At 65.8% G+C, this 24,605-nt stretch carries 15 protein-coding genes; 10 read left to right on the top strand and 5 right to left on the bottom strand.

Annotation, left to right across the window (positions count from 1 at the left end; translation table 11 throughout):
- Positions 1 to 414: 414 nt before the first annotated feature.
- Both BRAD285_RS00315 and BRAD285_RS00310 read left to right on the top strand, forming a co-directional pair.
- Entirely contained in the window at positions 415 to 1,614 is a 1,200-nt protein-coding gene (locus BRAD285_RS00315) for an IS256 family transposase (RefSeq protein ID WP_087877558.1), read from the top strand.
- 885 nt (positions 1,615 to 2,499) lie between these two features.
- Positions 2,500 to 3,948, top strand: a complete 1,449-nt coding sequence (locus BRAD285_RS00310) for a hypothetical protein (protein WP_006610225.1) — start codon at positions 2,500 to 2,502, stop codon at positions 3,946 to 3,948.
- 83 nt (positions 3,949 to 4,031) lie between these two features.
- Here the strand turns inward: BRAD285_RS00310 and BRAD285_RS00305 are convergent, their stop codons facing one another.
- Positions 4,032 to 4,919, bottom strand: coding sequence for a hypothetical protein (locus tag BRAD285_RS00305; RefSeq protein ID WP_035645027.1), 888 nt, complete (start codon positions 4,917 to 4,919; stop codon positions 4,032 to 4,034).
- A 265-nt stretch (positions 4,920 to 5,184) separates the two neighbouring features.
- Between BRAD285_RS00305 and BRAD285_RS00300 the strand changes: the two genes are divergently transcribed.
- Both BRAD285_RS00300 and BRAD285_RS00295 read left to right on the top strand, forming a co-directional pair.
- The gene (locus BRAD285_RS00300) at positions 5,185 to 7,584 is read left to right on the top strand and encodes a membrane-bound PQQ-dependent dehydrogenase, glucose/quinate/shikimate family (protein WP_006610227.1); all 2,400 of its coding nucleotides are present in this window, start codon (positions 5,185 to 5,187) and stop codon (positions 7,582 to 7,584) included.
- A gap of 246 nt (positions 7,585 to 7,830) precedes the next feature.
- Positions 7,831 to 9,903 carry a bifunctional diguanylate cyclase/phosphodiesterase gene (locus BRAD285_RS00295; RefSeq protein WP_035645030.1) on the top strand — a complete coding sequence of 691 codons (2,073 nt, stop codon included), beginning with the start codon at positions 7,831 to 7,833 and terminating at the stop codon, positions 9,901 to 9,903.
- A gap of 286 nt (positions 9,904 to 10,189) precedes the next feature.
- Here BRAD285_RS00295 and BRAD285_RS00285 read toward each other — a convergent pair whose 3' ends face one another.
- Positions 10,190 to 11,371, bottom strand: a complete 1,182-nt coding sequence (locus BRAD285_RS00285) for a substrate-binding domain-containing protein (RefSeq protein WP_035645033.1) — start codon at positions 11,369 to 11,371, stop codon at positions 10,190 to 10,192.
- Positions 11,372 to 11,556: 185 nt separating this feature from the next.
- Between BRAD285_RS00285 and BRAD285_RS00280 the strand changes: the two genes are divergently transcribed.
- The 4 genes from BRAD285_RS00280 (at position 11,557) to BRAD285_RS00265 (ending at position 16,516) form a co-directional block, all read left to right on the top strand.
- Positions 11,557 to 12,000 (top strand): MarR family winged helix-turn-helix transcriptional regulator, encoded by a 444-nt coding sequence (locus BRAD285_RS00280; protein ID WP_006610230.1) that lies wholly within the window; start codon positions 11,557 to 11,559, stop codon positions 11,998 to 12,000.
- Between the two features lie 512 nt (positions 12,001 to 12,512).
- Entirely contained in the window at positions 12,513 to 14,432 is a 1,920-nt protein-coding gene (locus BRAD285_RS00275; RefSeq protein WP_006610231.1) for an acyl-CoA synthetase, read from the top strand.
- Positions 14,433 to 14,593: 161 nt separating this feature from the next.
- A complete protein-coding gene (locus tag BRAD285_RS36015) occupies positions 14,594 to 15,004 on the top strand; it encodes a GNAT family N-acetyltransferase (RefSeq protein WP_371507742.1) in 411 nt (136 codons plus the stop codon).
- A gap of 213 nt (positions 15,005 to 15,217) precedes the next feature.
- A complete protein-coding gene (locus tag BRAD285_RS00265) occupies positions 15,218 to 16,516 on the top strand; it encodes a flavin-dependent oxidoreductase (RefSeq protein WP_006610233.1) in 1,299 nt (432 codons plus the stop codon).
- 504 nt (positions 16,517 to 17,020) lie between these two features.
- Here BRAD285_RS00265 and secA read toward each other — a convergent pair.
- The gene (gene secA / locus BRAD285_RS00260) at positions 17,021 to 19,873 is read right to left on the bottom strand and encodes a preprotein translocase subunit SecA (RefSeq protein WP_006610234.1); all 2,853 of its coding nucleotides are present in this window, start codon (positions 19,871 to 19,873) and stop codon (positions 17,021 to 17,023) included.
- Between the two features lie 392 nt (positions 19,874 to 20,265).
- Here secA and BRAD285_RS00255 point away from each other — a divergent pair, with 392 nt between their 5' ends.
- Both BRAD285_RS00255 and argJ read left to right on the top strand, forming a co-directional pair.
- Positions 20,266 to 21,165: a peptidylprolyl isomerase gene (locus tag BRAD285_RS00255; protein ID WP_085962761.1), complete on the top strand. Its 900-nt coding sequence runs from the start codon at positions 20,266 to 20,268 to the stop codon at positions 21,163 to 21,165.
- Between the two features lie 255 nt (positions 21,166 to 21,420).
- Complete coding sequence (argJ, locus tag BRAD285_RS00250) at positions 21,421 to 22,662, top strand: bifunctional glutamate N-acetyltransferase/amino-acid acetyltransferase ArgJ (protein ID WP_006610236.1); 1,242 nt, start codon at positions 21,421 to 21,423, stop codon at positions 22,660 to 22,662.
- Positions 22,663 to 22,670: 8 nt separating this feature from the next.
- Here argJ and BRAD285_RS00245 read toward each other — a convergent pair whose 3' ends face one another.
- Complete coding sequence (locus BRAD285_RS00245) at positions 22,671 to 23,048, bottom strand: Ig-like domain-containing protein (RefSeq protein WP_063828191.1); 378 nt, start codon at positions 23,046 to 23,048, stop codon at positions 22,671 to 22,673.
- 85 nt (positions 23,049 to 23,133) lie between these two features.
- Complete coding sequence (locus tag BRAD285_RS00240) at positions 23,134 to 24,474, bottom strand: TadE/TadG family type IV pilus assembly protein (RefSeq protein WP_006610238.1); 1,341 nt, start codon at positions 24,472 to 24,474, stop codon at positions 23,134 to 23,136.
- Positions 24,475 to 24,605 lie beyond the last annotated feature (131 nt).

Raw genomic sequence — 24,605 nt, 5'->3', positions numbered from 1 at the left:
GCCTCGACTGAGGCCCGTGGCCCGCCTGCGGAAAAAAATGCAGGCGGCAGGTACCACAGGTCCAGCCGGAACGACCCGGCCCTCCCTGCGCGATGGCTTTACGGCTGCTTCGCGCTCTCCCCGGTGCGCCGGGCTTGTTGGCCACCGTCATCCGCACCAGCGCGTCTGCGCATCGGCACGGACTTGACCTCAGCTTCGGGAGGCCAGGACCACGCGACTTGACCGTGCGGACCAATCTGTTCGTCGGCGCGATCATCGGTCGTGTCCCCGGGCGTGGTGTAACTCGGTAGAGCAAAGCCGTCCGCCCGCGCGCTCCCCCATAGCGCTGTAGCGGGTGGACGGCTTTGCGGTGGTCACCGGCGATTGCCCGGTAGGGTCGGGTTGCTGACACCAACCTGATTCGAGGAACCACCGATGACCGACGAGATGATGAACCTTCGCGCACTCGTGGAGAAGGCCCCGGACGCGGATCTTCTGCGCGAGATGATCGGCTTTGCAGCGCAGCGGTTGATGGAGATGGAAGTCGCCGGGCTGACCGGGGCGGCCTATGGCGAGAAGAGCTCCGAGCGTCTGGCGCAGCGCAACGGCTACCGTGACCGGACCTGGGAGACGCGGGCCGGTTCGGTCGAGCTGCGCGTTCCCAAGCTGCGCAAGGGAAGCTACTTCCCGGGCTTCCTGGAGCCGCGCCGGATGGCCGAGAAGGCGCTGACCGCCGTGATCCAGGAAGCCTACGTCCAGGGCGTCTCGACCCGTTCGGTCGACGACCTCGTGCAGGCGATGGGGATGAGCGGCATCTCCAAGAGCCAGGTGAGCCGGCTCTGTGGCGAGATCGACGACAAGGTGAAGGCCTTTCTCGCCCGTCCGATCGAAGGCGACTGGCCGTATCTGTGGATCGACGCCACCTACGTGAAGGTGCGCCAGAACGGGCGCATCGTCTCGGTCGCGGTTATCGTCGCGATCGGCGTCAACAGCGACGGCCGACGCGAGGTGCTGGGCATGGACGTCGGCCCGTCCGAGGCCGAGACGTTCTGGACCGCGTTCCTGCGCAAGCTCACACGCCGTGGACTGCGTGGCGTGCAGCTCGTGATCTCGGATGCTCACGAGGGCATCAAGGCCACCGTCGCCAAGGTGCTCAATGCCACCTGGCAGCGTTGTCGCGTTCACTTCATGCGCAACGCTCTCGCTCATGCCGGTAAGAGCGGGCGCCGCGTGGTCTCCGCCTTCATCGCCACGGCCTTTGCCCAGGACGACGCCGAGGCAGCCAAGGCGCAATGGCGCAAGGTCGCCGACCAGATCCGTCCCAACGTGCCCAAGCTCGCCGCCCTCATGGATGAGGCCGAGCCTGACGTGCTCGCCTATATGAGCTTCCCGGCACAGCACCGCGCCAAGCTGCACTCGACCAATCCAATCGAGAGGGTCAATGGCGAGATCAAGCGCCGCACCGAGGTCGTCGGCATCTTCCCAAACGAGGAAGCAATCGTCCGTCTCGTCGGTGCGATCCTGCTCGAGCAGAACGACGAGTGGGCCGTCCAGCGCGCCCGCTACATGACTCTGGAAACCATCGCGCCTTTGAGCGATGATCCCATTGCTGGCCTGCCCGCCGTGGCAGGCTGACCAGCTCGGCCCGCACCGGAATCGCCCGGTGATCCACCATGCCAGCTACACCACTCTATGGGACACGATCCGATCATCTCACGCTGCAAACCGGCCCGCCCACCACATCCCGCACTCCACGCTTCGTGACGACCGCGCAGCGCCCCTCGTCGATGAGGCGGGACGAGGAGATAAAATCACGAATTTCAGAAATCGCGAAGCGAAATATTTTTGGCGGATGGACTGGACAACCCAAATCAGCTTGAGGGCAAAGGAGAAATGAGTTCTGCGCGCAGGCCGATGGTGCGTACGACTGGCCTGCTGATGGCGGACATGATCGCTGCCGGCGCATAGCCTGCTGATTGATTAGCCGTGCTCTCTCCTCGCGCGAGGTCGTTCCCTCTCCCCTTGTGGGGAGGGCTAGGGAGGGGGGTGGCCACACCCACCGACCCCTGGGCTACCCCCTCCTCCCCCCCCCACAAGGGCAGGGCTATCGCATATGGCGATCGCAGTTTAGCGCTCGTCTCTCTCCGCGTCGTCATGGCCGGGCTTGTCCCGGCCATCCACGTGGTCCGGCATGCTGAGATCCACGTGGATGCCCGGGACAAGCCCGGGCATGACGGAGTAACTAACCGGCAGAATTGTCCGTCGGGAGAGCCTAGAATTTCCATCTGCGATAGCCCTGCCCACAACGGGGAGGGAGCCTCGAGAGGTTGCCCTCCTCACGAGGACAGCTCGAGCAAGCCAAAGCTCTCGCCGCTTGATGCGCGATCCCGACCGGCCTCGCCTCCAACGATTCTTCCGCCCGGGCTACTGCGTGACCCGGCTCACGGAGCGATCGCGCCGGGTCTGCGAGAACTCGGCCGTCACCCGCGGTGAGGTGACGCCAACCGAGGGAGAACAACAATGAGCTTATTTGGCGACATCGGACACGCTCTGGGGTCAGCAGTGAAGGGCGTGGCGCATGTGGCGTCGGACATCGGCCATGCGGTCGGTCATGCCGCCTCCAGCGTGGTGCATACGGTGGAGCATGCGGCGAGCGGCGTCGCGCATGAGGTCGGCCATCTCGGCGGCTCGGTCATCCATACCATCGGCAAGGTCACGCACACCGTGGGCGACGCCGCATCGAGCGTGGTCCATACCGTGGGTCATGTCGCCGGCGATGTCGGACACGTCGTGCATGACGTGGCGCACGGCATCGGCCATCTCGGCAGCGAGGCGATCCACACCGTCGGCGGCGTGGTGCATGCGGTCGAGCATGCCGGCGCGGCGGTCGGCGGCAGCATCATTCATGGAGTTCAGGACGTGGTGTCGACCGCCGGTCATATCGCCGGCGACATCGCCAGCACCGGCGCTCACGTGGTCGGCGACGTCGCCTCCGGCCTCAACCATCTCGTCCACGGCGATCTCGGTGGGGTCGCCCACGACATCGGTCATATCGGCAGCGACATCGTGAACGGTGGCGTGAAGGTCGGCGGTGACCTGGCGCATGGCGTGATCGCAACTGTGGGCGACGCCGTCCATGGCGCCGTTGGTCTCGGACATGCCGGCCTGGAAGCGGCCGGCGCGATCGGTCACGGCGCGCTCGGCATGGCCGGCACGATCGTCGACACCGCGGCGCATGTCGGCGCCGACGGCATCCATCTGGCGGGCGATGTGGTGAAGGGCGGCCTCGAGGTCGGCACGACGCTCGGCCATGGTGCGCTCGGCGTCGTCACGGATGCGGTGTCGAATGCCGGCCACCTGGTGGGCGGACCGCTCGGCCACGTCATCTCCGATGTCGCGCACGCTGCCGAGACGGTTGGCTCCGGGATCACGGGCGGCATCAGCCACGCCGTCGGCGCCGGCGTGTCGGGCCTGACGGAAGCCGCCAGCGACCTCACCCATGCGGTCGGACACCAGGCCAACGCGATCGGCCACGATCTCGGCGCGCTGGCCAGCGATCTCAGCCACGGCAATGCTCATGCCGCGCTCAACGACCTGTTCAAGCTCGCCGGTGACGTGCTCGGCGGCAGCCATGAGGGCGGCCACACTGGCGGCCATGGTGGCGGGTTCTGGGACCAGATCGCGCAGGCGATCCACCAGGCCGGCGACAACGGCCATGGCGGCGGCGCCAACACCGGCGTGTTCCATCTGCCACTGCATGGCGAGGGCTCGTCCCATCACCCGATCATCGCCGACGGGCTTGGCAATCACGGGTTCGGCGACCATGGCCACGATCATCAGGCGGGCAACACCGGCATCGTTCCGCCGCACGATTTCAGCCACGCCAACGGCGCGCACGACGCCCCGCACCACGATTTCAGCCACGTCGCCCACATCGACGACTCGCATCACTTCACGCTGCATGGCTGAGGCCGGAAAAAGAAGAACCCGCGGTGCATGCACCGCGGGTTTTTGTCGTCTCAGATTTGTCGTCTCAGAGATGTCGCGTTCGCTCAGCGCGTCTGCACCGGCTGCACGATTGCGGCAGGCGCCGAGGCCTGCGCGCGGACCTGCGGCAGGTGATCGTTCATCGCAGACAGCGCGCACAGCGCGAGCGAGCCCCAGACCGCCGCGCTGAAATACAGCGACATCCAGGCGATCTCTTCGCGCCAATGCTCAATGTCATGTGTGACGGTCCACTGCGTGGCGGAATCGCGCAGCCCCACCAGCGGATGCAGCAGCGGCTTGCCGGCAGCGCGCTCGATGCGCCAGCGCTTGACGTACATCGGCACGTCGACGACGACGAGGAAGGCGAGATAGCAGGCGATGCCGACCAGGCCCGCAATCAGGAGCCCGCGCACCAGGCCATCGAACTCCGGCAACAGCCGGCCGAGGCCGATGCCGACGAGCAGGAAGGCGACCGCCCACAGCGAGTTCTCGATCGCGTTGTAGAGAAAGTTTTTGGTGACGACCGCGTACCAGGAGCAGATCTCGGCGACGACGATGATCGGCACGATCAGGCGCGCCATGTTGACCGCGGTCTCGGCGTCGGCAATCGCGCCGAGCTGCGCCAGGATGATCGCCCATTGCGCCGCGAAGGCGATCTCGGCGATGGTCGCCACCGTGCGGCCGACGAACACGCTCGACAGCCAGCTATCCACCAGGCAGATGCGCTGCACGTCGGCGCGCGGCAGCACCGAGCGGAAGGCGCAGCCGAACACATAGGCGGCCGACAGCGCCAGCATCGCGCTGGTGTCCGAGGACTGGGCGAGCGCGCCGCTGCCGCCGCCGAGCTGGCGATACAGGATGAACCAGAACACGACGTTGGCGAAGCTGACCAGGGTCAGCATCGCCCACCACAGGGCGACCGGGTTCGACAAAGCTCGCGACTGCGCACGCATCCGGCACTCCAATTTTCATGTGACTGACATCGGATCGTATTAATTCCGTCATGGAGCGGCAACCCGTTCCGGCCCGGGGGTTCACAAAACCGCGTGTGATGGGGCGGCTGCGGCGGAGGGCGCCGCTCGGCGGAGCACCGCAGCGGAGCATTGCAGACGACTTTCGCCTCCTGGGCGAGGACCAGGAACTTCCGCGCTGCCCCGCCGTTCATGACGCGACTGCGGCGTCCTGCCGCGCTTCGTTCTCATCAGCCTGGAGCCGCGCATGGCCGCCGCCCGCGAGCTGCAGCGCGCGCCGCTGCTGACCTTCACTGCCATCATTGTCGCACTGATGGGGCTGGCGCTGTTCGCCGGCGGCCTCTGGCTCGCCGTGATCGGCGGCTCGCTCTACTACGTCATCGCCGGCGCCGCGCTGCTCGGCACGGCATGGCTGCTGTGGCGACGGCATGCGTCGGCGTTGTGGCTCTACGCGGCGCTGCTGCTGGGCACGATGATCTGGGCGATCTGGGAAGTCGGGCTGGACTTCTGGTCGCTGGCGCCGCGCGGCGACGTGCTGGCGCCGCTCGGCATCTGGCTGCTGCTGCCGTTCATCACCGCGCATCTCCTCGGCGACATGCGCTCGGCGCGCTGGGGGCTCGTGGCCGTGCTCGCGGTGGCCATCGTCGTGCTCGGCGCCTCCTTGCGCGGCGACCGCTTCGGCGTCAACGGCGCGCTGCCGCAGGCGGCGGCTGCGACCGCGGGGACCGATACCGCGCCTGCGGAAGCGCAAGCCGACTGGACCGCCTATGGCGCCAGCAATTTCGGCACGCGCTTCTCCAGCCTGAAGCAGATCAATGCTGACAATGTGAAGAACCTGCAGCTCGCCTGGGAATTCCAGACCGGCGATCGCAAGGGACCCGATGATCCCGACGAATTCACCAACGAGGTGACGCCGCTGAAGATCGGCGACCTGCTCTACACCTGCTCGCCGCACCAGAAGGTGTTCGCGCTGGATGCCGCGACCGGCAAGCTGCGCTGGACGTTCGATCCGAAGATCGAGCACCACAAGAACTTCCAGCACATGACCTGCCGCGGCGTCGCCTATCACGAGACCAAGCCGGGGGCGGTCGACGTGTCAGGCGCGGCCGCTCCGGGCGAATGCGCCAAACGCATTTTCCTGCCGACCAATGACGGAAGGCTGTTCGCGCTCGACGCCGACAGCGGCAAGCCGTGCGAGGGCTTTGGCGATCACGGCCAGATCGACCTGAAAGCCGGCAACGAGATCACCACGGTCGGCTTCTACGAGGGCACCTCGCCGCCCGTGGTCACCGACAAGGTCGTCATCATGGCCGGCGCCGTGATCGACAACTACTCCAACAAGGTGCCGTCGGGCGCGATCCGCGGCTTCGACGTCTACTCGGGCAGGCTGTTGTGGGCGTTCGATCCCGGCAATCCCGATCCCAACGAGATGCCGTCGGACACGCATCGTTTCACGCCGGGCTCGCCGAACGGCTGGAGCGTCGGCGCGGCCGACGAGGCGCTCGGCCTGGTCTACATCCCGCTCGGCTCGAGCTCGCCCGACATCTGGGCCGGCAACCGCTCGGCCGACAATGAGCGCTACGATTCCGCGCTGGTGGCGCTCGACATCGCCACGGGAAAACTGCGCTGGTCGTTCCAGAACGTGCATCACGATCTCTGGGACATGGACATGCCGTCGCAGCCGAGCCTGGTCGACATGCCAGGCCAAGACGGCGTGGTGCCGGCGATCTACGTGCCGGCCAAGACCGGCAACATCTTCGTGCTCGACCGCCGCGATGGGCACCTGTTAGTTCCGGCGCCGGAGAAGCCCGTGCCGCAAGGCGCAGCTCCCGGCGACCGGCTGTCACCGACGCAACCGTTCTCGGAGCTGAGCTTCCGTCCGCGCAAGGACCTCACTGGCGCGCAGATGTGGGGCGCGACGATGTTCGATCAGCTCGCCTGCCGCATCAAGTTCAAGCGGTTGCGCTACGAGGGGCCGTTCACCCCGCCCTCCGAGCAGGGCACGCTGGTCTATCCCGGCGATTTCGGCATGTTCGAATGGGGCGGCATCGCCATCGATCCCGTCCGGAAGATCGCCATCGCCAATCCGCAATCGATCCCGTTCGTGTCGCGGCTGGTGCCGCGCGGCAAGGACAATCCGGCCGCGCCGAATTCCGCGCATCCGCCGGGCACCGAGCTCGGCGTGCAGCCGATGTACGGCACGCCCTATGGCGTCGACCTCGGCATCTTCCTGTCGCCGCTCGGCATCCCCTGCATGGCGCCGCCCTGGGGCAGCCTCGCCGCGATCGACCTCAAGACCAACCAGATCGTCTGGCAGCACCGCGTCGGCACCATTCGCGACCAGGCGCCGCTGCCGCTGCCGTTCAAGCTGGGCGTGCCGATGCTCGGCGGCCCGATGGTGACGGCGGGCGGCGTCGCGTTCCTGTCGGGCACGATGGACGACTACATCCGCGCCTTCGACATCAAGGACGGCCGCATGCTGTGGCAGGACCGGCTGCCGGCCGGCGGGCAATCGACGCCGATGACCTACGAAGTGGGCGGCAGGCAATATGTCGTCACGGTCGATGGCGGACACGGCTCGTTCGGCACCAAGCTCGGCGATTATGTTCGCGCCTATGCGCTACCGGGCAATGTCGCGAGCAAGTAGGTCGCAGGTTCCAGCTCTGCGCAGAGTGAGGCGACCCGTTGGACATTTGCTCACGATGTCCGGGGTTCCTCGGAGGAGCTCGGCCCACGGCACGCGCGCCTTAATCGTCGGCTTCGAAACCTTGTGCATGACTCGGCGCGGGCCAAGATTTTCTGCCCGCATTGACGCTTTGCTAACCGCGAATCCCGTGCGCCAAAACGCAGGCCGCCCCGGTTCGTAGCTGGCCTGCGTAAGGGTTCATTGCCGATGTTGACCATCCTGTCCTGCCTGCCTGCCGATCACGATCTCCGCTACGTCGCCGCCGCGCTGCTGGTCTGCGTGCTCGGCTCCATCCTGTCGATGCGTCTGCTCGCCCGGGTTCGCCGCAACACGGGATTGCGCCGCTTTCATCTGCTGTTTCTCGCGGGCCTCGTCGCCGGCGGCACGGTGTGGACGACGCATTTCGCCGCGATCCTCGGCTATGACGCACCCGGCAGCCGCTCCTTCGAAGCCGGCCTGACCTTCGCCTCGCTCGGCCTCGCGGTCGCGTTCTCCTGGCTCGGCTTCTTCATCACCACGCGCACGCAGCGCGGCCCGCTGATCGAGATCGGCGGCGCCGTGTTTGGCTTCGGCATCGCCGCCATGCACTACACCGGCATGAGCGCGCTCAATCTCGACGGCGTCAGGACCTGGCATGCACCGGCGATCTTGCTCTCGCTGGTGCTGGCGATGGGCTTCGGGGCGGTCGCGGCCAACCGGATCGCGCGCCCGGTCACGCGGTTCTGCAAGTACGGCGGCTCGCTCGCGATGGTGCTCGCGATCCTCAGCCTGCATTTCACCGGCATGGCGGCGCTGACCTTGGCGCCGATGGCCGGAGCCGATGCGCCGGCACAGGCGCTGTCCGACAGCGTAATGCTGATCAGCATCGTCACCGGCATCGGCCTGATCATGGCGATGGCGGCGTCGGCCTACATGATCGATATGCAGGCGGCGCAGGAGGCGGTGGAAGGCTATCGGCAGCTGGCGCTGCAGGACCCGCTGACCGGCCTGCCGAACCGCAACGGTCTCGGCCAGCGGCTCGCGCCGCTGCTGACCGAGGGCGACGAGACTGCGCATCTCGTCGTGCTCGCGATCGACCTCGACCGCTTCAAGGACATCAACGACGCGCACGGACATGCCGCTGGTGACGCAGTGCTGACCGCGATCGCCCAGCGCATCGCCGCGACGTTGCAGCCCAATGAGTTCCTGGCACGGATCGGCGGCGACGAATTCGTGGCCGTGAAAGCCGAGATCTTCGCCCGCGCGGAGGCCGCCAAGTTCGCCGAGCGCATGCGCATGCTGGTGCTGACGCCGGTCGAGTGGGAAGAGCGCAGCCTCTCCGTTGGCTGCAGCATCGGCATCGCGCTCTATCCCGAGCATGGCCTCAGCTCGGACGAATTGCTCACCCGCGCCGATCTCGCGATGTATCGCGCCAAGAGCCTCGGCCAGGGCAAGATCTGCACCTACGAGCCGTCGATGGACGAGGCCAGCCGGCGCCGCGCCGAGCTTGCGATCGACCTGAAGCGCGCGCTGGTGCGCAACGAGTTCGAGCTGCACTACCAGGTGCAGAACGACACGCAGAGCGGCGAGATCATCGGCTTCGAGGCGCTGTTGCGCTGGAACCATCCGGTCAAGGGCCGCGTGCCGCCGAACGATTTCATCCCGATGGCCGAGCAGACGGGGCTGATCGTCGATATCGGCGACTGGGTGCTGCGCACCGCCTGCGCGACAGCGGCGAGTTGGAGCCAGCCGTTCAAGGTCGCGGTCAACGTCGCGCCGATGCAGCTCAACCATGATCTGCCGAAGCGCGTCGCCGAGGTGCTGCGCGAGACGGGTCTGGCGCCGGAGCGGCTGGAGATCGAGTTGACCGAAACCGGCATCATCGCCGACCGCCAGCACGCGCTGCAGGTGATGCAGGCGCTGAAGGCGATCGGCGTCACCGTGGCGATGGACGATTTCGGCACCGGCTATTCGTCGCTCTCGACGTTGCAAGTGTTTCCGTTCGACAAGATCAAGGTCGACAAGAGCTTCATCCAGTCGGTCGAGACCAGCGTGCATGCGGCGGCCATCGTCAAGGCGACGTTGCTGCTCGGCCGCAGCCTCAACATCCCCGTGCTGGCCGAGGGCGTCGAGACTGAGCAGCACCTCGCCTTCCTGCGCGAGGAAGGCTGCACCAGCGTGCAGGGCTTCCTGTTCGGCAAGCCGATGCCGCATGAGGCGATCAGCCGGATGATCCGCGAGGTGGGGGACGCGCCGGCCGTTGTCGCGGAAGCGCTGGCCAAGAACGCCGCAGCTGCGTGAATGCAGGTGCCACCCTCACCTGGAGTGGGGCTCTCGCATATGGAGATGCGGAGCTGCCGCGGCGAGCAATCCTGCACATGGGTTACTCCGTCATGCCCGGGCTTGTCCCGGGCATCTACGTGGTCCTCAGCATGCCGGACGACGTGGATGGCCGGGACAAGCCCGGCCATGACGACGTGGTGAGAGACGAGCACAAAACTGCAGTCGTCACGTGCGATAGCCCTGCCTGGAGGGGAGGGTGGAGCCACGGGACGCGGCGCGCGTCCGATCCTGCAGCTTACATTGCTCAGAACGTGCGGAGGATCCTGAAATCCAGCCCGTCGGCTTCGGCGAGGTGCATGGCCATGCTGGCGCGGCCGTGGCGGATGGCGACGTCGCCGCGGGGGCCGGAATAGACGATGTTGCGGCCGGTGGTGGCGAGCGGACGCAGCGACAGCGCGCCGGCGCGCTCGGCGGCGGCTTTTAGGAAACGCAGACCTTCATAGTTCGACTGGCCGACCGACCCGACCGGCGGCGCCTCAGTGCCGAACATAGCGCTGTAGCGACTCATGAAGTCGTCATTGGCCTTGGAGCCGATACAGCTGAAATAGCCGGACGCGGAATAGAGGTTCTCGGTGTTGTCGGCACCGATGCCGAGCAGCACGGTCTCGTCGACCGCGCCGGCAAGCCGCAACGTCGTCGCGGCGAGGCCGGATTCGCTGAACGCGCGATTGAAGGTGATGCTGTCGGTGCCGATCAGCGAGATCAGCACCACGTCGGGACGCGCGGCACGGATGCGCGCCAGATGCGCCTCGTGATCATCCTCGCCGACGGGGACGAATTCCTCGCCGACCACCTGGCCGCCGGCCTCGGTGATGTAGGTCTTGGTGGAGCGGTGCGACTGCCACGGCCAGACATAGTCGCTGCCGATCAGGTACCAGCGCTTGGCGCCCTTGTTCTCCGCCAGCCAATGGATCGCAGGCCGGGTCTGGCTGTGCGGCGTCTCGCCGATCGCCATCACGCCCGGCGTGCGCTCACCGCCTTCATAGACGGGCGTATACACATAAGGGATACGGCCGCGCGTCAGCCGGCGCAGCGCCAGCCGGACGGCGCTGATATGCGAGCCCATCACGACGTCGATGTCGTCGAAATCGAGCGCGTCCCTGGCGCGCGCGACCACCTCCTCGACCGGACCGCCGGAATCGTAGAACGACAATTCGATCTCGCGGCCGAGGATGCCGCCGCAGCGATTGATCTCGGACACCGCAAGCAGCGCGCTGTTGGTCGCCGCCGGCCCCCAGATTCCGGGCGAGCCGGAGAAGGTGATGAAGTTGCCGATGCGCAGCTTGTTGTGGCGGCCGCGCCGCGCAAAGCGATCGGGATCGAAGGGAGCGAGCGCCGGCAGGCCAACCCGCTTGGGCGGGCTCCTGAACAGCAGGGAGGGCGGCAGGCTGCAGTGCCCGGCCGTGACAGATCCCGTCGAGAGCACACCCACTCCTTGGCCGCGGCCGTGAGGGGCCCAGTGTGGGCCTGTGGTCTCACGCCGTCAAAATCAGCACGCGTTCGGCAAATATCCTATTCGAAAATGTTGAATGTTCAAGAATTCGAATGCATATAGATCGGGCAGCAACTGCCGGACAATCATTCAAATCGGGACCGCAAGCGAAGTTCATCGTGGCCAAATCGCCAAATCCCAACACGCCTCTCACCGAACATCTCGCTTATCTGCTCGCGCAGGCCAACCGGGAGATCAACCGGCAGCTGGAATCGCGCCTGAGCACGGAGGGCGTACCCGTCGAACAGTGGCGCATCCTGAAGGTGCTCTCCGACGGCGAGGGGCATTCGATGGGCGACCTCGCCGAGGCCGTGCTGCTGAACCATCCGACCCTGACCAAGATGATCGACCGCATGGTGTCGGACTCGCTGGTCTACCGCCGCCAGGACGCCCACGATCGCCGCAAGGTGCTGATGTTCATCAGCGACCGCGGCAAGGCGCTGTGCAAGCGCCTGAACTCGCTCGCCGCCAGCCAGGAGGCGCACATCCTGGAGAACTACGGCGACAAGGCCACGGGTGAGCTGAAGCGGCTGCTGGAAAATTTGATCGACGCGGCGAGCTGAGCATTGCCTTGCTGCGACGCTGCGGACATTCAGTTCCGAGCTCTATCCTCCCGTCATTGCGAGCCAACGGGTCCGCGCGAAGCGCGGCCCGATGACCGGCTCCTCGAAGCAATCCAGCATGGTAGGCGGGGCCCTGGATTGCTTCGCTACGCTCGCAATGACGCGGAAGCGGCGGGGGCCGTAGGGTGGGCAAAGGCGCGCCCGCGGCGGCTGTGATGTAAAGACTGGCGCGCGCGACGTGCCCACCATTGCGGAGCTCGCGCGTTGATCGACGGTGGGCACGGCGCGTCAGCTGAATGGCGCGGAGCAGCACCGGTGGACGCGCCTTAGCCCACCCTACGGCAGTGCGGCTGCGGCAAATGGGTTCGCCTGCCCGGCAAAGCCGGGATAGACGCAAGACGGATTCTCCCTCATCCTGTCTTTTGACGATCGCGACGAACGGGCCACAGAGCCCGCGCGCGATCACCGGCTGAATCAGGCCGGACGAGGACACGACACTGGGAGGACAGGCCATGGGTATTCCCAAGGGCATTCATCTGCTCGATCGCGCCATCGGCAGCGATTATCCGACATTCGCCAGCACGGCTGACATCCGCGCCTTCGAGCAGACGCCTTACGGCGAACGCATCGCCGCTGAGAGCACCTACGAGGCGCTGAAATGCGGGGCGTCTGCGAATCCGGATGCGCCGGCGATCCAGTTTCTGCAGAATGCCGATCCCGCCGATACGCCGGTCGTCATCACCTATCGCGATTTCATTGCGAAGGTGACGCAGGCCGCGAACATGTTTCATGCGCTCGGCGTCGGCCCCGACGACGTCGTCAGCTTCATGCTGCCTCTGGTGCCCGAAGCGTTCGTCACGCTGTTCGGCGCGGAAGCCGCGGGCATCGCCAACCCGGTCAATCCGCTGCTCGAGCCGCACCAGATCGCCGAGATTCTCGACGCCGCCAAGACCAAGGTGCTGGTGGCGCTCGGCCCCCTGCCCGGCACCGACATTTGGCAGAAGGTCGAGAAGGTGCGCGGCAGCCTGAAACACCTCAAGGCAATCGTGCAGGTCTATGGTGGCGGTGGTGATCCGGCCAACGGCATCCACGCCTTCAACGACTTGATCAAGCCGCAGCCTGGCGATCACCTCGTCAGCGGCCGGCGGATCAAGGCCGGCGACACCGCGGCCTATTTCCACACCGGCGGCACCACCGGTACGCCGAAGCTGGTGCGGCACAGCCATGGCAACCAGGTTTATCAGGCGTGGGGCGTCAACCTTCTCCTGAAGGCGAAGCCCGGCGGTACGCTGCTGTTCGGCATGCCGCTGTTTCATGTCGGCGGCTCGCTGACGCAGGCGTTGCAGACGCTGTCCGCGGGCGGCAGCCTCGTGGTGCTCTCCGGCGCGGGCTGGCGCAATCCGAATGCCGTGCGCAACATCTGGGGCCTGGTCGAGCGGTTCAAGCCGGAGACGCTGTCGAGCGTGCCGACGGTGCTCGCGGCAACCCTGGCGGTGCCCCAAGGCAGCGCCGATATCTCCAGCCTGCGATATGCGGCCGGCGGCGGCTCTGCGATTCCGGTCGCCGTCGGCCAGGCGATCATGGACAAGCTGAGACTGCCCGTGCTCGAGGTCTACGGCATGACCGAGACCGCGAGCGTCCACACCATGGCCTATGCGGACCAGCCGATCCGCCTCGGCTCGGTCGGCCTGCCGCTGCCCTACGCCAAGGTGCGCATCGTCAAGCTCGATGCCGACGGCCGCTACGAGCGCGACTGTGCCGTGGACGAGATCGGCGTGGTCATCATGGCCGGGCCTGGCGTGTTCTCCGGCTATCTTGATGACGCTCACAACAAGGGCGCCTTCGTCGACGGCCATTGGGTGAATTCCGGCGATCTCGGCCGTCTCGATGCCGACGGCTTCCTGTGGATCACCGGTCGCGCCAAGGACCTCGTCATCCGCGGTGGCCACAACATCGACCCGGCGCCGATCGAGGAGATCCTGTTCCAGCACCCCGCCGTCGGCTTCGCCGCGGTGGTCGGCCAGCCCGACGCCTACGCGGGCGAGCTGCCGATCGGCTATGTGCAGCTGAAGCCGGGTGCCTCCGTGCAGCCCGGCGAACTCGAGGATTGGGTGCGCGCGCGCACGCCGGAGCGCGCCGCAGTGCCGGTGCAGATCATCCCGATCGATCCGATGCCGGTGACCGGCGTGGGCAAGGTGTTCAAGCCGCAGCTGCGCTGGGACGCCGCGACGCGCGTGTTTGCCAAGGTGCTGTCGCAACTGACCGGCCGCGGCGTCGATTGCAGCGTCAAGGTCGGCGCCCACGGCAGCCATGGCAGCCTCGCCACGGTCACCCTCCGCAACGTGCCGGCGGAGCAACGCGAGGCGATCGAGAACGAGGTCCATACGCTGCTGGCGCCGTTCGTGATCCGGCACGAGGTGGTGATGGAGTGAAGCCTGTCCGGCATTTGATCGCGACGGTGACGTTCTGACATCATGGCGCCAAGGTGCGCTCCGTTCGGTTCTGTCCAGATGAACGAAACCGACATCACCATCGCGGTCGAAGATGCAGGCCAGCCTGACGTGGCCGCCCTGATGGTGGAGGCGACGGCTATCTGCAAACGCTTTATCCTGCTCAAAAGCGGCACCCTGTCGGCACCAAAGCACTCTCGGCGAACGGAGTCGTCGTTCTCGGCGCGCGGCGCGACGGATCGCTGCTCGGCTCCGTCACCCTTCGGCCGATTGCTCCGGGACATGCTGAGATCAAGCGGCTGTTCGTGCGCGAAGCGGCACGCGGCTGCGGGCTCGGACGCAAGCTGGTCACGGCTCTGGAAGACGAAGCCCGAACCCGCGGGATCGACCGCATCAGTCTCGAAGTCGGCATCAGACAGCCGCAGGCGATCCAGCTCTATCGCAGCTTCGGCTATCAGGATTGCGGGCCTTTTGGCCCATACAGAGCCGATCCGCTCAGCCTTTTCATGACCAGACAGCTGCGGCGTGATCTCGCGATTGAACAATCAGCGTGAATGCGGATGGAACCAAGCTACCGAAGGATTGCGAGCAGCCCATCCCCCTTGTCTCCGCTGGCCTTCTGAACTAGGCCTTAACCATCAGACCAGCCGACAAGCTGGCCGGGGATCGAAGGGGAGGCGATCCGCACGCGCAGCGAGCGCCGTGCATGCATTCCCTTGACCTGCTTTCGAGTTCTGCTTTCGAGTCTACGTGCGACGGACCTGCTCATGACCGACTTCCCTGTCCTCATCGCCGGCGGCGGCATTGGTGGCCTCGCGACCGCGCTCACCCTGCAGCAGATCGGCGTGCCCTGCGTGGTCTATGAGAGCGTGCGCGAGATGCGGCCGCTCGGGGTCGGCATCAACCTGCAGCCCAATGCGGTGCGCGAGCTCTATGACCTCGGCATCGGGCCTGATGATCTCGACCAGGTCGGCGTGCCTGCGAAGGAATGGGCGCTGGTCGGGCTGAACGGTAACGACATCTATTCCGAGCCGCGCGGCCTGCTCGCCGGCTACAACTGGCCGCAATATGCCGTGCATCGCGGCAAGCTGCATATGCTGCTGTACGGCCGGCTGGTGCAGCGTGCAGGCGCCCAGACGGTGCGGCTCGGCAGCCGCGTAAGCGGCTATGAGAAGAACGCGGACGGCACGGTGACGGCGCGCATCGAGCATCCCGATGGCTCGCGGTCCGAGCAGCGCGGACGGCTGCTGATCGGCGCCGACGGCATCCATTCGGCAGTACGCGCGCAGATGCACCCCAACCAGCCGCCGATCCATTGGGGCGGCGCGGTGATGTGGCGCGGGGTGACCTGGGCGAAGCCGATGCGCACCGGATCGTCCTTCGTTGGGCTCGGCACCCATCGCCACCGCGTCGTGGTCTATCCGATCTCGCATCCCGATCCGAAAACGGGACTGGCGCTGATCAACTGGATCGCGGAAGTCACGATGGACAACACCGAGGGCTGGAAGCAGACCGGCTGGTTCCGCCAAGTCCCGGTGAGCGAGTTCGCGCATCATTTCGCCGGCTGGACCTACGACTGGCTCGACGTCCCCGCGCTGATCGCCGGCGCCGACGGCGCCTATGAGAACCCGATGATCGACCGCGATCCGGTCTCCACCTGGGTGGACGGCCCCGTCGCGCTGATGGGCGACGCCGCGCATGCGATGTATCCGACCGGCAGCAACGGCGCGAGCCAGGCGATCGTCGACGCCCGCATGCTCGGCACCATGCTGCTGGCCCACGGCGTGACGCCGGCGGCGCTGGCGGCGTATGACGAGAAGCTGTGCGGGCCAATTTCGGCGGTCATCCTGCGCAATCGCGGCGCGGGGCCGTTCGGGTTGCTCAATCTGGTCGACGAGCGCTGCGGCGGCAAGTTCACGGACATTGACGAGGTGGTGTCGCCCGCGGAGCGCGATGCGTTCATGGCCAACTACAAGAAGGCCGCGGGCTTTGCGATCGAGCAGCTCAACACGGCGCCGCGGACGATTGCGGAAGGCGCACAGGTCGACGCAGCCAAGGCTGCATGAAAACCAAGGCGGCCTGACCCACCCTCGCTGTCGTCCCGGGCAAGCACCTCGGCGCATCGCGCCGATGTGCGCCGACCCGGGACCCATACTCCGCGGCAAACATGGGCAGGCACGCTGGAGCGACCAGCCTGCGTCACCACACCATCCTGTGGTTATGGATCCCGGCGTTCGCCGGGATGACAGCGGTGGTTTTGGCGCGCAGCTCGGCCAACAACGTCATTGCGAGCGTCAGCGAAGCAATCCAGGGGCGTGGGCGGGACTCTGGATTGCTTCGCTGACGCTCGCATTGACGATTAGCTGCCTGATCCACCCTCGGTGTCGTTCCTGCGAACGCAGCTGCCGTAGGGTGGGCAAAGGCGGGCCGCTGATCTTCCCGCGAACACGGTCGTCGTGGCGCCGTGCCCACCAACTTGCTGCGAGGTTGGCGATCGACGGTGGGCACGCTGCGGCCTTGCGGCGGCTGCTTTGCCCACCCTACAGCAGCTACAAAGAGCCCGGCTGCGCTTACGCGTAGCGGCCGTGGCAGTGCTTGTACTTCTTGCCTGACCCGCAGGGGCAGTCCTCGTTGCGGCCGACCTTGCCCCACGTCGTGGGGTCGTTCGGATTGCGCGCTTCGGCCGGGACCGGCGCAGCGCCGGAGGACGGCACCAGGGAGACGTTGGCGAAGGCCATCTCGTCCTCACCGGTGGTCGGATCGGCGTGGTGCGCCTGCATCGGCGGCAGCACCGGCTGCTGCTCCTCGGGCGGCACGATCTCGACGCGCATCAGCTGCGCGGTGACCGCCTCGCGCAAGTGAGCGATCATCGCTTCGAACAGCGTGAAGGCTTCCGACTTGTACTCCTGCAACGGATCGCGCTGGCCGTAGCCGCGCAGGCCGATGACCTGGCGCAGATGGTCGAGCATCACCAGATGCTCGCGCCAGAGATGATCCAGCGTCTGCAGCAGGATCGTCTTCTCGACGTAGCGCATCACGTCGGGGCCCCATTGCGCGACCTTGGCGGCCATGCGCTCGTCGGCCTGGGTCTCGATGCGCTTGAGCAGCTCCTCGTCGGCGATGCCCTCTTCCTTGGCCCAGTCCTCGACCGGCAGGTCGAGATCGAGCACGCGCTTCAGCTCGTCCTTCAGGCCAACGACGTCCCACTGCTCGGCATAGGCATGCTCGGGCACGTGCTTGGCGACGAGATCGTCGATGAAGGCGTGGCGCATGTCGGTGATGGTCTCGACCACGCTCTCATCCTGCATCAGCTCGACGCGCTGGTCGAAGATCACCTTGCGCTGGTCGTTCTGGACGTTGTCGAACTTGAGCAGGTTCTTGCGGATGTCGAAGTTGCGGGCCTCGACCTTCTGCTGCGCCTTCTCCAGCGCCTTGTTGATCCAGGGATGGATGATGGCCTCGCCTTCCTTCAGGCCGAGGCGGGTCAGCATGCTGTCGAGCCGGTCTGACCCGAAGATCCGCATCAGATCGTCTTCCAGCGACAGGAAGAACTTCGAGCGGCCGGGATCGCCCTGGCGGCCGGAGCGGCCGCGCAGCTGGTTGTCAATGCGGCGGGATTCGTGGCGCTCGGAGCCGATGATGTAGAGGCCGCCGGGCTTGGTCACGGTCTTCGCCGGCTTTGAGCCCTTGGCCGGCTCGATCTCGACGGTCTCCTCGGCCTTCAGCACGATCTCGCGGAAGCGGGCGATGTCGGCCTTGATCTGCTCGATCTTGGCGGCCTTCTCGGCCTCGTCGGTGATTCCGACGGTCTCCTGCTGGATGCGCATCTCCAGGGAGCCGCCCAGTTTGATGTCGGTGCCGCGGCCGGCCATGTTGGTCGCGATCGTGATCGCGCCGGGCACGCCGGCCTCGGCCACGATGTAGGCCTCCTGCTCGTGGAAGCGCGCGTTCAGCACCGCGAACAGCTTGGCCGGCTTACCGGCGCGGGCCGCCGCGTAGAGCTTGTCCAGCGCGCGCTCGCTGCCGAAATCGATCTGCTTGTAGCCGTGCTGCTTGAGATAGGCGGCCAGCACCTCGGACTTCTCGATCGAGGCCGTGCCGACCAGCACCGGCTGCAGGCGCGCATTGGCGCGCTCGATCTCGGCGAGAATGGCGGCGTATTTCTCCTGCTGGGTGCGATAGACCTCGTCGTCCTCGTCGAGACGGGCGACCGGCAGATTGGTCGGAATCTCCAGCACTTCGAGCTTATAGATGTCGAACAGCTCGTCGGCCTCGGTGGCCGCCGTGCCGGTCATGCCGGCGAGCTTGGAATACATGCGGAAGTAGTTCTGGAACGTGATCGAGGCCAGCGTCTGGTTCTCGGGCTGCACCGGCTGGTGCTCCTTGGCTTCGAGCGCCTGGTGCAGGCCTTCCGAATAACGCCGGCCAGGCATCATGCGGCCGGTGAACTCGTCGATGATCACGACCTCGCCGTCGCGGACGATGTAGTCCTTGTCGCGCGTGAACAGCGTGTGCGCGCGCAGCGCCTGGTTGATGTGGTGCACGACGGAGACGTTCTCGACGTCGTACAGCGAGTCGCCCTTGAGCTGGCCAGCGTCGCGCAGCAGCGTCTCGATCTTCTCCATGCCGGCTTCGGTCAAGGTCACCGTGCGCTGCTTCTCGTCGACCTCGTAGTCGGACTTGTCGAGCTTCGGCACGAAGGTGTCGATGGTGTTGTAGAACTCGGAGCGGTCGTCGAGCGGGCCCGAGATGATCAGCGGCGTGCGGGCCTCGTCGATCAGGATCGAGTCCACTTCGTCGACGATCGCGAAGAAGTGCCCGCGCTGGACCATTTCCTCCAGCCGGTACTTCATGTTGTCGCGGAGATAATCGAAGCCGTATTCGTTGTTGGTGCCGTAGGTGATGTCGCAGGCATAGGCGGCCTTGCGCTCGGCATCGTCGAGGCCGTGCACGATCACACCGGTGGTCAAGCCGAGGAAGCCGTAGATCTGGCTCATCCAGCCGGCGTCGCGGCGGGCAAGGTAATCATTCACCGTCACGACGTGGACGCCCTTGCCGGCGAGCGCGTTGAGGTAGACCGCCAAGGTCGCGACCAGCGTCTTGCCTTCGCCGGTCTTCATCTCGGCGATGTCGCCCTCATGCAGCACCATGCCGCCGATCAGCTGCACGTCGAAATGGCGCTGGCCGAGCGTGCGCTTCGAGGCCTCACGGACGGTGGCGAACGCCGGCACCAGCAGATCGTCCAGCGTCTTGCCGTCGGCGAGCTGCTTCTTGAATTCCTCGGTGCGCGCCTTGAGCTGCTCGTCGGTCAGCTTGGCGAGCTCCGGCTCCAGGGCGTTGATGGCGCTGACACGGGACTGGTAGCCCTTGACGCGACGGTCGTTGGCGGAGCCGAAAAGCTTACGGGCGAGCGCGCCGATCATTGCTGAAATCCTGCCTCTGTGGGTCTGCGTTGCAGCCGTAACTCATGGTTTGGGTTTGCTGTTCCCGGCGTAATGCACCGCAGCACACGCGCCAAGCTCGACTTCGGCGCCAAGGAGGCGGCCGCCAGATGAGCGGGAGACGAGCAAACCAGGGGTCAACGGCCAAAAACGCAGCAAAATAAGCGCTATCGCCCTTGTAGCGACCGGGCAGAGATATGGCTGGGGGGGAACGTTGTCAACGGCGCCCGACAGCAGGACATCCGCCCTTAACCTGTCGCCGATTTCACGAAATTGACAGACTTTTCGCGTTGCCAAGGCACCGCGATTGGGCGAGTGTCCCCGCCGCCCAGAGGTAACGCCCCTCGAGCCCCTCTTCAGAACAAGGATTTTCCATGACCACGTCGTTCCCGGTTACGAAAACCGGCCTGCGCTTCGGCCTTGCCACCGCTCTCGCCGGCAGTCTCGCATTGTCCCTGCTGGTCGCCCCCGCGCGCGCCGCCGACGATGCCAACCCGGTGCTGGCCAAGGTGAACGGCGCCGAGATCCGCAAGAGCGACGTCGCGCTCGCCGAAGAGGAGCTCGGGCCGAGCCTCGCCCAGATGGACCCGGCGACCAAGGACGACAACGTGCTGTCGTTCCTGATCGACATGAAGCTCGTCTCCAAGGCCGCCGAGGACAAGAAGGTCGCCGATAGCGAGGACTTCAAGAAGCGCCTCGCCTTCACCCGCAACCGCCTGCTGATGGACAGCCTGCTCGCCAGCGAGGGCAAGGCCGCGACCACGCCGGACGCGATGAAGAAGGTCTACGAGGAAGCCTCCAAGCAGATCGGCGGCGAGCAGGAGGTGCATGCGCGCCACATCCTGGTCGAGACCGAGGACGAGGCCAAGGCGGTCAAGGCCGAGCTCGCCAAGGGCGCCGATTTCGCCGAGCTCGCCAAGAAGAAGTCGAAGGATCCGGGCGCCTCGGATGGCGGCGATCTCGGCTTCTTCACCAAGGAGCAGATGGTCCCGGAATTCGCCAACGTCGCGTTCAGCATGGAGCCGGGCAAGATCTCCGATCCGGTGAAGACCCAGTTCGGCTGGCACATCATCAAGGTCGAAGAGAAGCGCAACCGCAAGCCGCCGGAATTCGATCAGGTCAAGAGCCAGATCGAGACCTACGTGACCCGCAAGGCCCAGGCCGACTACGTCAGCAAGCTGCGCGAAGCCGCGAAGATCGAGCGCCTGGACAAGCCGGCCGCCGACGCCGCCAAGCCGGCCGATGCGAAGCCGGCCGAGCCGGCGAAGAAGTAAGCGGTCAAGCCGCTTCGTTTGAGACGCGACACACGCGCGTCATAAAGGTGTCGTCCCGGCCTCCGCGCCGGGACCCATACCGCGTGATGTCTGACATGGGCACGCGGATAGTACCACGGCTCACCACTGGACCCTGTGGTTATGGATCCCGGCGTTCGCCGGGATGACAGTTGAGGATGTGGACACATCCACTCCCACAACACCAACTGAGATGATACAGAGCGCTTCCCGCCAATCCTGCCGGAAGCCACTGCGATGTCCTCTGCCGTCTCCCCGCTCGCCCCGACCGAAGTCCCCGATATGCCGGCATTGGCCGGCGTCAGGCTCGCGACTGCCGCGGCCGGCATCCGCTACAAGAACCGCACCGACGTGCTGCTGGCGCTGCTCGATCCCGGCACGACCGTGGCTGGCGTCTTCACCAAGTCCAAATGCCCGTCGGCCCCTGTCGAATGGTGTCGCGCCAAGCTGAAGGGCGGCAAGGCGCGCGCGCTGGTGGTCAATTCCGGCAACGCCAATGCCTTTACCGGCAAGACCGGCAAGCAGTCGACGGCGCTGACCGCTGCGATCGCCGCCAAGGCCGTCGGCTGCAAGCAGGACGAGATCTTCCTGGCCTCGACCGGCGTGATCGGCGAGCCGCTCGACGCCACCAAGTTCGACGGCGTGCTCGAAGGCCTCGCCGGCACGGCAGCGCCCGAGGACTGGATGGGCGCCGCGCGCGCCATCATGACCACCGACACCTTCCCGAAGGTCGCGACGGCGACCGTCAAGCTCGGCAAGACCAAGGTGACGATCAACGGCATGGCCAAGGGCGCCGGCATGATCGCGCCGGACATGGCGACGATGCTGTCCTTCATCTTCACCGACGCGCCGATCACCGCGCCCGCGCTGCAGGCACTGCTCAAGGCCGGCGTCGAGGACACCTTCAACGCAGTGACGATCGACGGCGACACCTCGACCTCCGACACGCTGTTGGCCTTCGCCACCGGCGCGGCCGCAGCCAAGGGCGCGACGAAGATCAGCAAGATCAGCGATCCCAACGCCAAGGCCTTCGTGAAGGCGTTCAACGCCGTGCTCGCCGACCTCGCCGAGCAGGTCGCGCGCGACGGCGAAGGCGCGCGCAAGCTGGTCGAGATCATCGTCGAGGGCGCCAAGAGCAAGCCGTCGGCGCGCAAGATCGCGATGTCGATCGCCAACTCGCCGCTGGTGAAGACGGCGATCGCCGGCGAGGACGCCAATTGGGGCCGCGTCGTCATGGCCGTCGGCAAGGCCGGCGAGCCGGCCGATCGCGACAAGCTCTCGATCTCCTTCAACGGCATCCGCGTGGCCTCAAAAGGCGCGCGCGATCCGTCCTACGACGAGACCGAGGTCTCCGAGGCCATGAAGGCGCAGACCATCCAGATCAAGGTCGCACTCGGGCTCGGCAAGGGCCGCGACCGCGTGCTGACCTGCGACCTCACCAAGGAGTATGTCGCGATCAACGGCGACTATCGGTCCTGAGCGGGGCTCTAGAGTTTTTGGCTGACCTGGACGCGCATCTCGACCGTGTTCGTTCGTGGTCGGTTCAGGGGATCGAGCCCCTTCCACGCATAGACGAACCGATCCTCTCCGATGTAGCCGGCGCGCGGACTGTAGATCACCTGCAGACCGCGCACGGTAGCAGATCCATGACTCGGCTGCTCCAGGACCTGCGCGTTCAACATTGGACCGTGCGACATCCGCAATTTCATGGCGCAGCGCTTGCCCGCCACTACGAACATCTGGCCCTGGACCGTTTGGTTGCCTAGTGTGCTCACCGTGGGTCCCCAGCAGTTCATCGCCAGACTCGGACTGCAAAGTCCAGTCAGCATGACGCAAGACATTGCTGCAACCTTGATCACGATCATCTCCGCCCGTGCATGGAACTCAGTCGAGTTCACCTGAACGTGCGCCGGGGATCAATAGTTACTTTGGATTGCAAATGGGTTTTGATCAACTCGCAATACGCGCATCGGCCACTGCCCGGTCGAACAGCTTCCTCAATGCTTCGGCGATTCCCTGGGTGGGAGACACCTCGGTGTAGTATCCCTCGGACGCGCAAGCTTGCATGTTCTGTGCAATCTCGCTGTTTGGCGACGGACCGAACGGGCCCTTGTTGAAGGGATCGATCCAGCTCATGTACCAGCTGTTGGTCGGCAGCTGCAGATAGGTGGTGTAGAGCACCGCGATCTTGATGCCGCGGTTCTTCAGCGTGGTGCAGAGCGCAGGGTTGAGCGGCGACTGGCAGCGGTTGCCGCTCGCCTTGGCCTTCAGGCAGGCGGCATTGCTTTCGTCGGCGACGCCGTCGGAGACGAAGAACAGATATTTCAGCGGCGAGCCCGTGGTGCCGTCGCCGGGCGTCGAGATCTCGTTGTTGATGGCCGGGAAGACGGTCGAGAACGGCGTATCCTTGTCGGCCGTATAGGCGTCGTTGTTGCCGTAGACGCCCATCAGGTCGATATTTCCGGCGGCGGTCTTGGCGCTCGACAGATTGGCCGACAGCGCGAACAGAGAGCGCAGGCCGATCGTCTTCGACGCCGCGCCGAAATCGTAGAGCGCCATGCGGAACTGATTGGGATAGGTCTGCGTGGACGTGGCCTTGTCCATCAGCTGCTGGGTGGCGCTGCGCAGCACGTCGATTCGCGTGGTCACCCCGAGCTTCTTCGCGAGGTTATAATAGTTGTTTGAATCGTTGTAGTCGTGGCAGGCGAAGGCGCACTTGTCCGAAGTGTTGTTGACCATCTTGGTCACGTCGTCGGGCGTCGCCGCGACACCCATCGATGGTGAATTGTCGAGCAGCAGGTAGAAGTCGATGTATTTAGGCATCGACGCCTTCGCCGTCGACGAGCCTTGCAAGGTCATGGTCTTGAAGCCGACGATGCTCATGAACATGGTCGGCACGGTGGCCGTGAACGACACCGTGGCGGTCACCACCGAGCCGGCCTTCTTCACGTCAGGCGTGAGGCTGTTCAGCGTGTAGCCGGTCGTGCCGGACATGTTGCCGTTGAAGATCTTGCGCGCATCATCGTTGCCGACGGCGATCGGGCCGTCGCCGCTCATCGATCCTGCCGCGATGAAGGCCGGCGATGTCCGCGACACCGCGCCGACCGAGGCCGCGTCCACCGCGGACTGCAGCTTGGCGCGCATCTGGTTGTTGCGGCTGTAGTCGACGCCGCAGCCGACGGCGGTGATCACGGGAACGCAGACGATGGCGAACGTCACCGCGACATTGCCGCTGACGTCGCGACGCAAACGAGCGAGCAGGCTGGCGAGGAGGCTGGAGAGAATTCGCATGAAGGATGCCTAACGAACCATGAGGATGTCACGGTGGACACCCGTGAAAATACGCGTCAGCCCGTTAAGGTCGGCTTATTTCAATCGTGGAATCACGGCTCGAAACGGCCTAGGTTAACAATCCCTCAACA

Source organism: Bradyrhizobium sp. ORS 285 (genome assembly GCF_900176205.1).
In the GTDB taxonomy this organism is placed as follows: domain Bacteria; phylum Pseudomonadota; class Alphaproteobacteria; order Rhizobiales; family Xanthobacteraceae; genus Bradyrhizobium.
This window is presented reverse-complemented; position numbering and strand designations above follow the sequence as displayed.

Coding starts and splice junctions, on each gene's coding strand:
- BRAD285_RS00315 (WP_087877558.1), top strand. CDS start 415: ATGACCGACGAGATGATGAACCTTCGCGCACTCGTGGAGAAGGCCCCG.
- BRAD285_RS00310 (WP_006610225.1), top strand. CDS start 2,500: ATGAGCTTATTTGGCGACATCGGACACGCTCTGGGGTCAGCAGTGAAG.
- BRAD285_RS00305 (WP_035645027.1), bottom strand. CDS start 4,919: ATGCGTGCGCAGTCGCGAGCTTTGTCGAACCCGGTCGCCCTGTGGTGG.
- BRAD285_RS00300 (WP_006610227.1), top strand. CDS start 5,185: ATGGCCGCCGCCCGCGAGCTGCAGCGCGCGCCGCTGCTGACCTTCACT.
- BRAD285_RS00295 (WP_035645030.1), top strand. CDS start 7,831: ATGTTGACCATCCTGTCCTGCCTGCCTGCCGATCACGATCTCCGCTAC.
- BRAD285_RS00275 (WP_006610231.1), top strand. CDS start 12,513: ATGGGTATTCCCAAGGGCATTCATCTGCTCGATCGCGCCATCGGCAGC.
- BRAD285_RS00265 (WP_006610233.1), top strand. CDS start 15,218: ATGACCGACTTCCCTGTCCTCATCGCCGGCGGCGGCATTGGTGGCCTC.
- secA (WP_006610234.1), bottom strand. CDS start 19,873: ATGATCGGCGCGCTCGCCCGTAAGCTTTTCGGCTCCGCCAACGACCGT.
- BRAD285_RS00255 (WP_085962761.1), top strand. CDS start 20,266: ATGACCACGTCGTTCCCGGTTACGAAAACCGGCCTGCGCTTCGGCCTT.
- argJ (WP_006610236.1), top strand. CDS start 21,421: ATGTCCTCTGCCGTCTCCCCGCTCGCCCCGACCGAAGTCCCCGATATG.
- BRAD285_RS00245 (WP_063828191.1), bottom strand. CDS start 23,048: ATGATCGTGATCAAGGTTGCAGCAATGTCTTGCGTCATGCTGACTGGA.
- BRAD285_RS00240 (WP_006610238.1), bottom strand. CDS start 24,474: ATGCGAATTCTCTCCAGCCTCCTCGCCAGCCTGCTCGCTCGTTTGCGT.